Annotated in this window: 10 protein-coding genes and 1 other RNA gene; all 11 read right to left on the reverse strand. The window is 55.6% G+C overall.

Features of this window, described 5'->3' with window-relative positions:
* Window positions 1–96: 96 nt before the first annotated feature.
* Window positions 97–1,557, reverse strand: a complete 1,461-nt coding sequence (murC, locus tag ACSF8X_RS16135) for a UDP-N-acetylmuramate--L-alanine ligase (protein WP_047878594.1) — start codon at window positions 1,555–1,557, stop codon at window positions 97–99.
* The gene (murG, locus tag ACSF8X_RS16140) at window positions 1,557–2,636 is read right to left on the reverse strand and encodes an undecaprenyldiphospho-muramoylpentapeptide beta-N-acetylglucosaminyltransferase (protein ID WP_047878593.1); all 1,080 of its coding nucleotides are present in this window, start codon (window positions 2,634–2,636) and stop codon (window positions 1,557–1,559) included. Before murG ends, murC begins: the two co-directional genes overlap by 1 nt.
* Window positions 2,623–3,831, reverse strand: a complete 1,209-nt coding sequence (gene ftsW / locus ACSF8X_RS16145; protein WP_047878592.1) for a cell division protein FtsW — start codon at window positions 3,829–3,831, stop codon at window positions 2,623–2,625. The genes murG and ftsW overlap by 14 nt, the downstream gene beginning before the upstream one ends.
* The gene (gene murD / locus ACSF8X_RS16150; protein ID WP_500850417.1) at window positions 3,831–5,168 is read right to left on the reverse strand and encodes a UDP-N-acetylmuramoyl-L-alanine--D-glutamate ligase; all 1,338 of its coding nucleotides are present in this window, start codon (window positions 5,166–5,168) and stop codon (window positions 3,831–3,833) included. The genes ftsW and murD overlap by 1 nt, the downstream gene beginning before the upstream one ends.
* Window positions 5,169–6,251, reverse strand: a complete 1,083-nt coding sequence (gene mraY, locus ACSF8X_RS16155; RefSeq protein ID WP_047878590.1) for a phospho-N-acetylmuramoyl-pentapeptide-transferase — start codon at window positions 6,249–6,251, stop codon at window positions 5,169–5,171.
* On the reverse strand, window positions 6,251–7,630 hold the full coding sequence (murF, locus tag ACSF8X_RS16160) for a UDP-N-acetylmuramoyl-tripeptide--D-alanyl-D-alanine ligase (RefSeq protein WP_500850418.1): 1,380 nt from the start codon (window positions 7,628–7,630) through the stop codon (window positions 6,251–6,253). The genes mraY and murF overlap by 1 nt, the downstream gene beginning before the upstream one ends.
* Window positions 7,627–9,141: a UDP-N-acetylmuramoyl-L-alanyl-D-glutamate--2,6-diaminopimelate ligase gene (murE, locus tag ACSF8X_RS16165; protein WP_500850419.1), complete on the reverse strand. Its 1,515-nt coding sequence runs from the start codon at window positions 9,139–9,141 to the stop codon at window positions 7,627–7,629. The genes murF and murE overlap by 4 nt, the downstream gene beginning before the upstream one ends.
* The gene (locus ACSF8X_RS16170; RefSeq protein ID WP_047878587.1) at window positions 9,128–10,909 is read right to left on the reverse strand and encodes a penicillin-binding transpeptidase domain-containing protein; all 1,782 of its coding nucleotides are present in this window, start codon (window positions 10,907–10,909) and stop codon (window positions 9,128–9,130) included. Before ACSF8X_RS16170 ends, murE begins: the two co-directional genes overlap by 14 nt.
* Window positions 10,906–11,226, reverse strand: a complete 321-nt coding sequence (ftsL, locus tag ACSF8X_RS16175; protein WP_047878586.1) for a cell division protein FtsL — start codon at window positions 11,224–11,226, stop codon at window positions 10,906–10,908. Before ftsL ends, ACSF8X_RS16170 begins: the two co-directional genes overlap by 4 nt.
* Window positions 11,223–12,170 (reverse strand): 16S rRNA (cytosine(1402)-N(4))-methyltransferase RsmH, encoded by a 948-nt coding sequence (gene rsmH / locus ACSF8X_RS16180; protein ID WP_047878585.1) that lies wholly within the window; start codon window positions 12,168–12,170, stop codon window positions 11,223–11,225. Before rsmH ends, ftsL begins: the two co-directional genes overlap by 4 nt.
* A gap of 326 nt (window positions 12,171–12,496) precedes the next feature.
* Window positions 12,497–12,702, reverse strand: an RNA gene (rnpB, locus tag ACSF8X_RS16185) — RNase P RNA component class A; the annotation flags it as partial.

Raw genomic sequence — 12,702 nt, forward strand, 5'->3', positions numbered from 1 at the left:
AAAAAGCACGTAATCTATCCCCCAAAAAGCCAAAACAGCCGTGGTAGAGCACATTTTTGCGACACAACCTTCAAACCAATCAATAATCCCCAGTGATTACTGCTGGCGCATCACCTCGATATCGAGCTTCATATCAGCGAGCTGACGGGCAATTTTGCCAACATCACCGGCACCTTGTGTCAGAACTAAATCATTATTCTGCAGAATATTAGCCAATGCCGATGGCAACGCCTCGATTGTTGGTACAAAAATTGGATCAATGCGACCCCGGCCACGGATTGTACGGCACAAAGATCGACCATCAGCACCGGCAATCGGTGCCTCGCCCGCAGAATAAACATCCAGCATCACCAAGACATCGACCTGCTCAAGCACATTGGCAAAATCATCGTATAAGTCACGGGTACGGCTAAAGCGGTGGGGCTGGAAGACCATCACCAGACGCTTATCTTCCCAGCCGGCACGAGCGGCCTGAATAGTAACGTCAACCTCACTCGGGTGATGACCGTAATCATCAACCAGCATCACATTGCCGTTTCCGGTCTCAAACGCCCCCAAGTGATCAAAACGACGGCCCGTACCCTCAAATTCGGCCAACGCACGAATAATTGCCTCGTCATCCACGCCTTCCTCGGTCGCCACCGCCACTGCAGCTGTCGCATTGAGTGCATTGTGCTTACCTGGGATATTCAGTTTCACCTCCAGCGCGGGCTTGCCTTCGCGCAGGATCGAGAAATGCCCCTGCTGGCCGCTCTGATAATAATCAACCAGTCGAACATCGGCATCTTCGGCAAAACCATAGGTGATCACCGGACGCCCGATCCGAGGCAGTAGCTCGCGGACAACAGGATCATCAATACACATCACCGCAAGACCGTAAAATGGCAAGTTATGCAGAAAATCGACGAATGTTTGCTTGAGAACTTCGAAATCACCACCATAGGTATCCATGTGGTCAGCTTCGATATTCGTCACCACACAGACCATTGGCTGCAGATGCATAAACGACGCATCACTTTCGTCCGCTTCGGCGATCAAGTAACGGCTGGAACCCAAACGGGCATTCGTGCCGGCACTTTTCACCAAGCCGCCATTCACGAACGTCGGATCCAGACCCGCCTCGGAATAAATCTGGGTAACCAGCGCCGTCGTTGTTGTTTTGCCATGCGTACCGGCAATCGCAATACCGTGACGGTAGCGCATCAGCTCGGCCAGCATCTCAGCACGACGCACAACGGGAATTCGCAATTCACGGGCAGCCACCAACTCAGGGTTGTTCTGATTGATAGCCGTTGAAACCACCACGACACTCGCGCCAGATACGTTCTCTGGCTGATGGCCGATAAAGATATCAGCCCCTTTGTTTTCCAACCGGGCTGTCACGGCATTGGGCGCGATATCCGAGCCACTGATCCGGTATCCTTCATTCACCAATACCTCGGCGATACCACTCATGCCTGCACCGCCGATCCCCACAAAGTGAATGCGCTCAACGCGGCGCATCTCTGGTACCATGGTTCTGATTTTTGCTAGTTGCTGGCTGTCCAGTTTATTCATCACTTTGTCTCGTCTTTGTCATTTGCCTGCGATTTGATAACAGCCGCTACTCGGCGGTCAGCATCGACAATCGCAGCATCGCGTGCAGCCTGGGCCATCGCCGCCAGCTGGTCTCGATCTAACTGTGCTAATTCTTCTGCTAGCCGGGCTACTGTCAGCTCCGGCTGCTCAATCATTCTTGCGGCACCACACTGCACCAGATGGTCAGCATTAAGCGCCTGCTGGCGGTCCTTGTGCATAAACGGGACGAAAATCGCCCCCAATCCAGCGGCAGACAACTCTGATACCGTCAACGCGCCAGAACGGCAAACGACAATGTCGGCCCATGCATAAGCCGCCGCCACATCGTCGATAAACTCGGTGACCCGGTGCTGGCCTTCTGCCTGTTCGGCATAAGCTGCGGCCGTTTCCTGCTCGGCACCTTTACCGGCCTGATGCCATACCGTCACCTTATCGCCAAGCTCGGCAGCAACTTGCGGCATGGTCTGGTTGAGGATCCTAGCCCCCTGGCTGCCCCCCATCACCAATATCCGAATTGGACCACTGCGCTCGAGAAAACGTTCAGCCGGCGCTGGCAGCGCAACGACATCCTGACGCACGGGGTTGCCAACAACCTCTTTGCCAGGGAAAGCGCCCGGGAATGCCTGCAACACTGCGCGGGCTATCTTAGACAACCACTGGTTGGTCAGCCCAGCCACCGCATTCTGCTCATGGAGGATCACAGGCACGCCCGACAGCCATGCGGCTACCCCGCCCGGCCCGCTGACATAACCGCCCATACCCAATACCGCGTCAGGCTGCCACGCCTTGATATAGCGACGGGCCTGAAGCACCGCACCCAAAATCTGGAACGGTGCCGCCAACAAGCGCTTGAGCCCTTGCCCACGGAGCCCCTTGACCTTGATAAAATCAATCTCGATACCGTGCTTAGGCACCAAATCAGCTTCCATTCGGTCGGCCGTACCCAGCCAGCGGATCTCCCAACCTTCCTGCTGCAAAACCCTAGCGACAGCCAGCCCAGGAAAAACATGGCCGCCTGTGCCGCCAGCCATTACCAGCAAGCGTTTATTCTTGTTCATTGTCATTATCTTCAGTTTCAGGATCAGGGCCCTTGCTGGCCGCCAATCGCTGTTCATAATCAATTCGGATCAAAATTGCCACCGCCGTGGCCATAATAAACAGGCTCGAGCCGCCGTAGCTGATCAACGGCAGAGTCAAGCCTTTGGTCGGCACCATCCCTGCTGCGGCCCCGACATTGACCAGGGTCTGGAAAGCAAACCAAAATGCGATCCCGAAAGCCAAAAAGCCACCAAATAACTGTTCGCTTTCTAGCGCTCGCCGCCCGATGGACAGAGCTTTGAAGACCAAAGAGAAAATAAGCAGGAGTACAATCACGACGCCGATCAGGCCAAGCTCTTCGGCCAATACCGCAAATACAAAGTCGGTATGGGCCTCGGGGAGGTATTCCAGTTTCTGGATCGAGTTCCCCAAGCCCTGCCCCCACCATTCACCACGACCAAACGCCATCAATGACTGGGTCAACTGGTAGCCGCTGCCAAACGGATCGTCCCACGGATCAAGAAACGAGGTCACACGCCGCAGTCGGTAAGGCTCGAACAAAATCAGCATAACGACACCAAACAGTGCCGCCCCAAGCATTGCAATAAACTGCCACAACTTAGCCCCGGCAATAAAGAGCATCCCGACCGTGGTTACCAGCATCACCACTGATGAACCTAAATCCGGCTGCCCAAGCAATAGGACAGCAATGAAAGCAAACAGTGCCATAGGTTTGGCAAAACCGACAAAACTATCGCGGACCTGCTGATAATGGCGGACCAGATAACCGGCAATAAAGATGAACAGTGACAGCTTGGTGACTTCGGCTGGCTGGAGGTTGAAAAAACCCAAAGAGATCCAGCGCGAGGCGCCGTTAACAGAGCGGCCAACCACCAGCACCAGAAACAGCAGGGCAATAGAACAAATCAGCATGTGCCAACTGTACTTTCGCCATGCATGCAGCGGAACCATCACCATCAAGCTCCCCAAGAACAGCGAGCCTAGCAAGAACATTCCGTGACGCTGGGCAAAATAGAACGGGTCATCGGTCAGGCGGGAGGCTACCGGTATAGAGGCAGAGGTTACCATCACCAGTCCGGTAGTCATCAGGGCCAGTGCTATCCACACCAGTTGCCGGTCATAAGAGGTTGCTGGCGCTGGACGGACGAACCAGCCAAATACCGAAGCCAGCGCCTCCCTAAACACCGAGAACATCAGTGTTTACCACCGACTTGCGGGGCGAGCTCATGCGCAAGATCGGCAAACGCCTCCCCCCGCGCCATGAAATTGGCAAATTGATCAAGGCTGGCACAGGCAGGCGACAGCAGCACCATATCCCCTGGCTGGACGCACTCGGCAGCCAACATCATGGCTTCTTGCATTGTCTCAACCAGAACAGCCTGCGGAGACAACGGGCATAGCAAGTGGCCATCACGGCCGAAACAGTACAACCGGACATCCATCGGGGCCAGCACATCGCCCAAGGCCGAGAAATCCGCCCCTTTGCCATCACCACCAACCAAAAGATGAAGCCGTCCTGCCAGCTTAAGGCCACTCAATGCCGCGACAGTACTTGCCAAGTTTGTCGCCTTAGAATCGTTGACCCATTGCACACCATGTTCATTGGCAACCATCTGACAGCGGTGATCGAGACCGGTATAACGGCGCAAGGTTCGGCAGGCAGCCTGACGTTCAATCCCCGCCGCATCGGCAAGGGCCAGGGCCGCAAGGCTATTGGCCACGTTATGGCGACCGACCAAGGCGATCTCCTCAACCGGCATCAAAGCATCGCCGTCTACGGCCAACCACTCCTTGCCGTCTTGCCATACCAAGCCGTACCCCTCGCCATCGAAGCCGAAACTTGCCAACTGAGTCGCAGTGGCAGGTTTGGTGGCGAGGTCATCGCGATTGAACAGCGCGAGATCGGCATGCTTGAAAATCCGCATCTTGGCCTCGCTGTACTGCTCCAAGCCGCCCGGATAGCGATCCATATGATCTTCAGACAAATTGAGGTAAACAGCAGCGACTAAAGGTAGGCTGGAGGTTGTTTCCAACTGGAAGCTAGAGAGTTCCAGAACATAAAGATCATGGCCCTGCTCAAGCATATCCAACGCCGCAAAGCCGATATTGCCACCGACGCCGACGTCGATGCCGGCTTCCCTTGCCATTTCCCCGACCAAGCTAGTCACGGTACTTTTGCCATTGGATCCCGTAATACCGACCACCGGTTTGTCGACGGCACGGGCAAAGAGCTCGATATCACCGATGATCTCAATACCGGCAGCCGCAGCCTCTGCCAACTCGGGTGTTGCCAAGGCTATACCCGGGCTGGCCACGACCAAGTCGGCGTCAAGCAGCCAGCCGCGCTGCCACTCGCCGCAGCACAGCTCGACCTCGGCAGGCAGCTGCTCTTGGCCTGGAGGCGCAGCACGGGTATCAATTACCTTGATATCCAAAGACTGCGGCAATCGTCGCAAATGGTTCACCACGGAAAGGCCGGTCATACCCAGCCCAATCACTACAACCTTACTTACGCCATCCAAGCTTTTCATTTATCGTACCTTCAGTGTCGCCAGAGCAATCAGCACCAGCATCAAAGTGATGATCCAAAAACGAACAATAACCCGTGGCTCCGGCCAGCCACTCAATTCATAGTGGTGATGAAGCGGTGCCATCCGGAAAATTCGCTGGCCACGCAGCTTATAAGAGCCAACCTGCAAGATCACCGACACGGTTTCCATGACAAAAACACCACCCATGACAACCAGCAGCAGTTCCTGACGTACCAGCACCGCAATCGTGCCCAATGCACCGCCAAGGGCCAGCGAGCCCACATCGCCCATGAATACCTGAGCCGGATAAGTGTTAAACCACAAAAAGCCAAGCCCGGCACCAACGATAGCCGTACAGACGACCACCAATTCGCTGGCATCTTTCAGGTAAGGAATATGCAGGTATTCGGCATAGTTAACATTGCCGGTTGCCCAAGCAATAAACGCCATACCACCGGCCACCATCACCGTCGGCATAATCGCCAGTCCGTCCAGGCCATCGGTCAGATTGACCGCATTACTTGTTCCGACGATCACAAAATAGGTGAACACGATATAGAACAGGCCAAGCTGCGGCATAACATCTTTGAAGAACGGCACCACCAGCTGGGTTGCCGCCGTATCATGGCCGTGAACATACAGGGCAAAAGCCACCCCGAGGGCAATCACCGACTGCCAGAAATACTTCCAGCGCGCAATCAGGCCGTCTGTATTTTTACGTACCACCTTGCGGTAGTCATCGACAAAACCGACAGCACCGTACCCCAGCATGACAACAAGCACAGCCCACACATACGGGTTGCTCAGGTCACACCAAAGCAAGACGGTAATGGCAATCGCCGCCAAAATCATGATCCCGCCCATAGTAGGCGTACCACGCTTGCTAAGGTGAGACTCCGGCCCGTCATGGCGTACCACCTGACCGATCTGTAATATCTGCAGGCGGGCAATGAGACGCGGGCCCATCCACAGAGAAATCAGCAATGCCGTCAAGATACTGATAATGGCACGAAACGTCAGGTATTCGAAAAGACGGAAAAAAGGAAAAGTCGGTTCAAGTAAATCGGCTAACCAGTAAATCATTATTTTGTTTCCTGCAATGCGACGATCACATCTTCCATGCGGGAGCTACGCGCTCCTTTCGCCAACACTGTCACTTGGGTGTTGTCTTCGGTCAATAGCGGTTCGAGGTGCAGTTTCAGCTCCTCAATCAACGCTGTTTTGTCGTCAAAATGACGGCCCCCGTTAAGCTCGCTTACCACTTGGCTTGCTCGGCCAAACGTTAGTACACGGTCAAGGGAGTGGGTCATGGCATGCTCCGCGACTTCCCGGTGCAAGGCAGCACTGTCTTCACCCAGCTCTGCCATGTCGCCAAGCACAAACCAGCGCTGGCCATCAAAACCAGCCAGCAAATCAATCGCGGCCTTTACCGATGCCACACTGGCGTTATAGGTATCGTCAATTAAGCGCAGTCGCGGGCGAGGCTCTGAAATATCAACCCGGCCTTTGACACTGGCAACACGACCCAGCCCTGCCTGAACCTGCTCTGCAGTTGCGCCTAGCGACATCGCTAACGCAGCGGCAGCCAAAGCATTAGACACATTATGCCCACCAGCCATAGTCAGGCTAACAGGGAACGCGCCATAGGGGGTGCGCATTGTAAAACAAGCCTGCCCGTGATTGTTAATTTTTATCGCCTCGGCAGTGAAATCAGCATTAGCCTGGGTTGCCGAGAAACTCACGACATCATGCCCAGCTAGCAACGGCTGCCATGTTTCGAGGGAGTGGGAGTCCAGATTAACAATCGCCACACCGCCATCGGTCAGGCCCTCGAAAATCTCGCCCTTGGCCTTGGCTACTCCCGCCAGCGAGCCAAACCCTTCTAGGTGAGCAGCCGCCAAGTTGTTGATGAGTGCAACCTGAGGCTTGACCAGCGCCGTGGTATAGGCGATTTCCCCCTGATGGTTGGCACCAAGCTCAATCACCGCATACTCGTGCTGAGGCTCGAGGCGAAGCAAGGTCAGCGGAACACCAATATCATTATTGAAGTTCCCCCCGGTGGCCAACACCCGACCTTTCTCGGCCAAAATCGCCGCCGCCATTTCCTTCACCGTGGTTTTACCACAGCTGCCGGTCAGGGCAACGGTCTGCAACCCGTGTTCCGCCGCCATCTTGGCCTTGAGCCAAGCGCCTAGCTGCCCGAGTGCCGCATGCGTGTCAGCAACGACCAGCTGCGGAAGCGGCAAAGGTAAGTGCCTGCTAACCAACAGGGCACTTGCACCTTGTTCTAGAGCCTGCTGGCAAAAGTCGTGACCATCAAAACGGGCTCCGGCCAATGCAATAAACAGAGTGTTGCTACCTACGGTACGGGTATCGGTCGATACTGCGCTGACTGCGCAGTCGCCACCAACCAATTCGGCGCCTAGCACGCCAGCCAGTTCTGCCAGTTGCACTTCAATCATGCCAGCCCCTCCAACAAGGCCTTGACCGTTTCACGGTCAGAATAATGAATCGTTTTGTCTGCGAGGATCTGGTAATCCTCGTGCCCTTTGCCGGCTACCAATATGATGTCATCGCTTTGCGCCTGCGCAAGTGCCCACTCACATGCCGCCCGGCGGTCATGGACCACCTCGACGAATTCGGGCTTGGTCAGCCCGGCTTGCATATCAGCCATGATCTGATGCGGGTCCTCACTGCGAGGGTTGTCATCGGTCAGTACTACGCGGTCAGCCATCAGCTCGGCAATCGCCGCCATCATTGGCCGCTTGCCGCGATCGCGGTCGCCGCCGCAGCCGACAAGGCACCAAAGCTGCCCCTTGCAGTGGACGCGCAGGGCCTGAAGGGCCTTCTCCAGCGCATCCGGGGTATGAGCATAATCAACCACCATCATAGGTTTGTCAGCCGCCTGAAAAACTTCCATCCGGCCGTTCACTGCACGCAGCTGCGGGGCGACGGCCAGCAACTGGGCCAACGGGCGACCGGTGGCCAGCAAGGTCGCCAAAGCCAGCATCAGGTTCATCACGTTGAATGCGCCAACCAGCGGGGCGGTAAACTGACCGTTCCCCCAACTGGAACCGAACTCCACCGTTACCCCACGGGTACTGTAGGCAACGTCCTCCAACCACAGCTTATTGCCGTGATGAAATGCCGCAGCGCCTTTCTCCATGGTCACGGCCACCGCCTGCGGCAAATCGACCAGCCAAGCCCGACCGACAGGGTCATCGGCATTGATAACCGCCACACCGCATTCATGGGTGGTAAACAATTGTTTCTTAGCTTCGGCATAGCTGGCCATGTCACCATGGTAGTCGAGATGATCCCGGCTGAGGTTGGTAAAAATACTGGCCTTGAAGGACAAGGCTGCGACGCGGCCCTGAACCAAACCGTGAGAGGAGACTTCCATCGCGGCATAGTCAGCACCGAGTTCAACCATTGAGGCAAGCGTTGCTGGAATTTCCAATGCGCTGCCAGTGGTGTTGGCTGCTGGGACGATGGCATCAAGCAGGCCATTGCCCGTCGTTCCCATTACCCCGCTGGTATGCCCAAGCAGCTGTGCCCACTGGGCCAGCAACTGGCTGATCGTGGTCTTGCCATTGGTACCGGTCACCGCCACCAGCTCAAGCGCCTCGTCCGGCGCACCGTAGAATGCCTTGCCGATCGCCGACAGCTGCTGCCCTAACTGGGGCAGCCCAACAACAGGTACCGCGCCGCTAACATCCAGCGTCACCGCATCGTTATCCGACTCAACCAGCACAGCGACAGCACCCGCCTCAACAGCGGCTGGAATAAAACGGCGGCCGTCAACCTGATGGCCGTTAACGGCAACAAACAGATCGCCCGGTTGGATCCGGCGGCTATCAAGAGCCATTCCCGACAGCGGCAGCGCCGCCACGGCCTCGGGCAAGATCCCGGCCGTCACCATCCAAGGGGCCAGCAGGCTACCAAGTGTTTTATTGTTATCAGTTATCGACATGGCTCCCGCCCTTATGATTTACAATTTCCAATTCGTCTTTGCTTCCCGCATCCGGCGGGATATTCAATATCTGCAAGGCACTTTCCATCACATCGGCAAAAATAGGTGCCGCAATTGCCCCGCCGTAATATTTGTCGCCCTGTGGCTCATTGACCACGACCACCATCGCCAGACGAGGGCTGCTGATCGGGGCGATACCTGCAGTCATCGCGACGTATTCATCACTGTAACCACCGGCCACGGCCTTCTTCGCAGTACCGGTCTTGGCACCTACCCGATAACCGGGTACGGCCGCACGTACCGCACTGCCCCCTTTCTGGGTCACCGTTTCCATCATATCCAGCAACTTACGGGTATTGGCCGCCGACACAACCTGCCGCCCAGGGACGACTTCCTCCGTTTTGAGGATCGACAGCGGACGATTGACCCCCATCGCCCCAAGCGTGGCATAGGCACGAAGCAACTGGATAGGCGTGACGGAGATTCCGTAACCAAATGCCAACGTCGCACGCTCGAAATCAGACCAACGGGTTCGGTCAGGGAAGAATCCTTGCGCCTCGCCGATCAGGTTAATACCTGACGGATCACCCAGACCGACACTGCTGTACATCCCCAGCACAGCATCAATCGGCATTGCCAACGACAGTTTGCTGACCCCGATATTGCTCGATTTTTGGAGGATCCGCGCCAAATTAGCCTTGCCGACACGGGAGACATCCCGTACCCGGCTGCCGCCGATCTGCATCAGGCCATTGCCGGTATCAATAATGGTATCTTCATCTGCAACGCCATTCTCCATTGCCGCCAAGACCACAAATGGCTTAATCGTCGAACCGGGCTCCATCGCATCGGTGATCGAGCGGTTGCGCATCCGGAAACTTTGCAGCTGCTCGCGATTGTTGGGGTTATAGGACGGCGCATTGACCATCGCGAGGATTTCACCGGTGCGGACATCGGCCATCACCACCGTGGCAGAAGTCGCTTGGTAATCCGCCACCGCCTGCTTGACAGCGCGGTAGGCAACGGCCTGCAGACGCTGGTCAATACTCAAGCTCAACGGCTTGCCCGGCTCGCGCTTCTTCAATGAGATATTTTCTACCACCCGGCCATAGCGGTCTTTGCGCACGGTGCGCCGCCCCGGCTCGCCAGTCAGCCAGCCGTCGTAAGTCCGTTCGACCCCTTCAAGGCCGTGGCTATCAATACCGGTAACACCGATCAAATGCGCACTAACCTCACTGGCCGGATAGAAACGGCGAGATTCGTCTTTGAGGCCGATCCCCGGCAGCTTGAGCTTGTTGACATAGCTGGCCATCGCCGGGCTAACCTGGCGCTGGAGATAAATAAAACGGCGCTGTTTATTGGCTTCGATCCGCTCAATCAGCTTCTCGCGATCCAGACCAAGCACATCCGCCAATGCATACCAGCGGGCTTTCTCATCAAGCGCCTTGTCTTTGAAAATAGTGACGGGATCAGCCCACACGGCCTGTACGGGGACACTCACCGCAAGCGGTTCGCCATTGCGATCGGAGATGATCCCTCGGGCTGAGGGGAGTGCCTTGACCCGCAGGGAACGCATGTCCCCTTCTTGAATCAATTTGCCCGGCTCTAGGACCTGGATATAGGCCGCGCGAGCGACAAGTGCCAGCAGCGCCAGCACCACAAAGCCGAAAATAATATTAAAGCGCCACGGGATAAAGACCGGTGGCGCTTTAGGCTTGCGCTGGTTCTGCTTGCCATCTCGTTTGGCATTCTTAGTCAGCTTAATCATTTAACTATGACTTCGTCTTCTCGGGATGGCCGCTTCATGTCCATTTCCTTCTCGGCAAGCCGCTCGACCCGGCTATGCTCAGCCAGTGAGTTCTCCTCGAGGATCTGGTTGCGCCATTCGATATCCAGCTGATCACGCTCGATCAGCAACTGCTCCTGCTGGGCAATCAGCTGGCGGGACTGGTGGGTGATATAGACAACGCCTAAAGCAGAAATCAGCACCAGAACCAATAACACCGACGGGATCTTGCCCACGCAGAGCAGATCCCGGCCAATCAACAGGGCAAGGTTGTCAGTCGGTTCTGGTCGCTGCTTCATAGGCGCTCAGCCAGTCGCAGTACTGAGCTGCGAGAGCGGGTGTTGTCTGAAATCTCATTGCTTGATGGCTTGATGGCCTTACCGACAGCTTTCAGCTGTGCAGAACCCAGCTCTTTGATTTGCGCTTCGGTCAGCGGCAGGCCTGCTGGCACTTCCGGCCCTTTGCTCTGCTTGCGAATAAAGCGCTTAACCATGCGGTCTTCCAACGAATGGAAGCTAATCACCGACAGGCGGCCACCAGGGGCCAAAACATCCATCGCACCATGCAAGGCAGTATCGATCTCCTCAAGCTCACTGTTGATATAGATACGGATAGCCTGGAAGCTGCGGGTCGCAGGGTGCTTGTGCTTGTCCTTGAACGGCGAGACATCGGCGATCAACTTAGCCAGCTGGGTCGTGCGCGTCAGCGGCTCGTTCTCAGGGTTTTCACGATACTCAACAATGCCTCGGGCAATACGCTTGGCAAAACGCTCTTCGCCAAACTCCTTCAACACCCAAGAGATATCATCGGCCTCGGCTTCGGCCAGCCACTCTGCCGCCGAGATCCCACTGGTAGGATCCATACGCATATCCAACGGGCCATCGCGCATGAAGCTGAAACCACGCTCGGCATCGTCCAGCTGCGGCGAAGAAACGCCAAGATCCAGCAATACGCCATCAACACGGCCGATCAAATCGCGCTCCGCCATGTACTTATCCATACCGGAAAACGGGCCGTGAATAATCGTAAAGCGAGGATCATCGATCTTCTGCGCCTCGGCAATCGCCTGCGGATCACGGTCAATACTGTAGAGGCGACCATTCTCGCCCAGCTGAGAAAGGATCAAGCGGCTGTGGCCACCACGGCCAAAGGTACCGTCAATGTAGATACCATCCGGCTTAATCGCCAGGCCGTCCACTGACTCGTGCAGTAAGACGGAAACGTGCTCAAACTGTTCAGACATAATGATTCTATTCGCTCTTCGACCGGTAACCCAAATACTGGCAGACATACCAGTGTATCGGGAAAAATATCGTATAAATTTGAAATTCAGCAAGTTACACAATTAAAACGCTGTTTTAATTGTATTTATGACAAATTCCCATCGCAAAGTGTACGTATTTGGCAAAAAAGATGTCAAGCCAAGCCCCCGATTTCTGACAATCAATTGATAATCACGGAGATAGGTCTCAATCAGGAAGAGAAGGAAATCGAAATTTTTGATAGGCCAAAACGACAAAAGGTGACGCAATACCCTGCATGGGTGCTGCATCACCTTTTATACCGAAAGGGGTGAGTTGGCCGATAAGCCGGGTTTTGTATCCGCTTGCGCGGTGGTAACCATTCTTCTAGGCCTGCAATCGCTCACAGGCTCAAGCAACCTACCCGTCCCCAACGCGGGCCACGCCATTAGGGACCTATTTGGTCTTGCTCCGGGTGGAGTTTACCGTGCCACGAACTATTGCTAGCCGCGCGGTGCGCTCTTACCGCACCCT

The sequence above is a fragment of the Photobacterium panuliri genome (genome assembly GCF_059920555.1).

Excerpts from the sequence above, each read along its gene's own strand:
- murC (WP_047878594.1), bottom strand. The coding sequence starts at position 1,557 with ATGAATAAACTGGACAGCCAGCAACTAGCAAAAATCAGAACCATGGTA.
- murG (WP_047878593.1), bottom strand. The coding sequence starts at position 2,636 with ATGAACAAGAATAAACGCTTGCTGGTAATGGCTGGCGGCACAGGCGGC.
- ftsW (WP_047878592.1), bottom strand. The coding sequence starts at position 3,831 with ATGTTCTCGGTGTTTAGGGAGGCGCTGGCTTCGGTATTTGGCTGGTTC.
- murD (WP_500850417.1), bottom strand. The coding sequence starts at position 5,168 with ATGAAAAGCTTGGATGGCGTAAGTAAGGTTGTAGTGATTGGGCTGGGT.
- mraY (WP_047878590.1), bottom strand. The coding sequence starts at position 6,251 with ATGATTTACTGGTTAGCCGATTTACTTGAACCGACTTTTCCTTTTTTC.
- murF (WP_500850418.1), bottom strand. The coding sequence starts at position 7,630 with ATGATTGAAGTGCAACTGGCAGAACTGGCTGGCGTGCTAGGCGCCGAA.
- murE (WP_500850419.1), bottom strand. The coding sequence starts at position 9,141 with ATGTCGATAACTGATAACAATAAAACACTTGGTAGCCTGCTGGCCCCT.
- ACSF8X_RS16170 (WP_047878587.1), bottom strand. The coding sequence starts at position 10,909 with ATGATTAAGCTGACTAAGAATGCCAAACGAGATGGCAAGCAGAACCAG.
- ftsL (WP_047878586.1), bottom strand. The coding sequence starts at position 11,226 with ATGAAGCAGCGACCAGAACCGACTGACAACCTTGCCCTGTTGATTGGC.
- rsmH (WP_047878585.1), bottom strand. The coding sequence starts at position 12,170 with ATGTCTGAACAGTTTGAGCACGTTTCCGTCTTACTGCACGAGTCAGTG.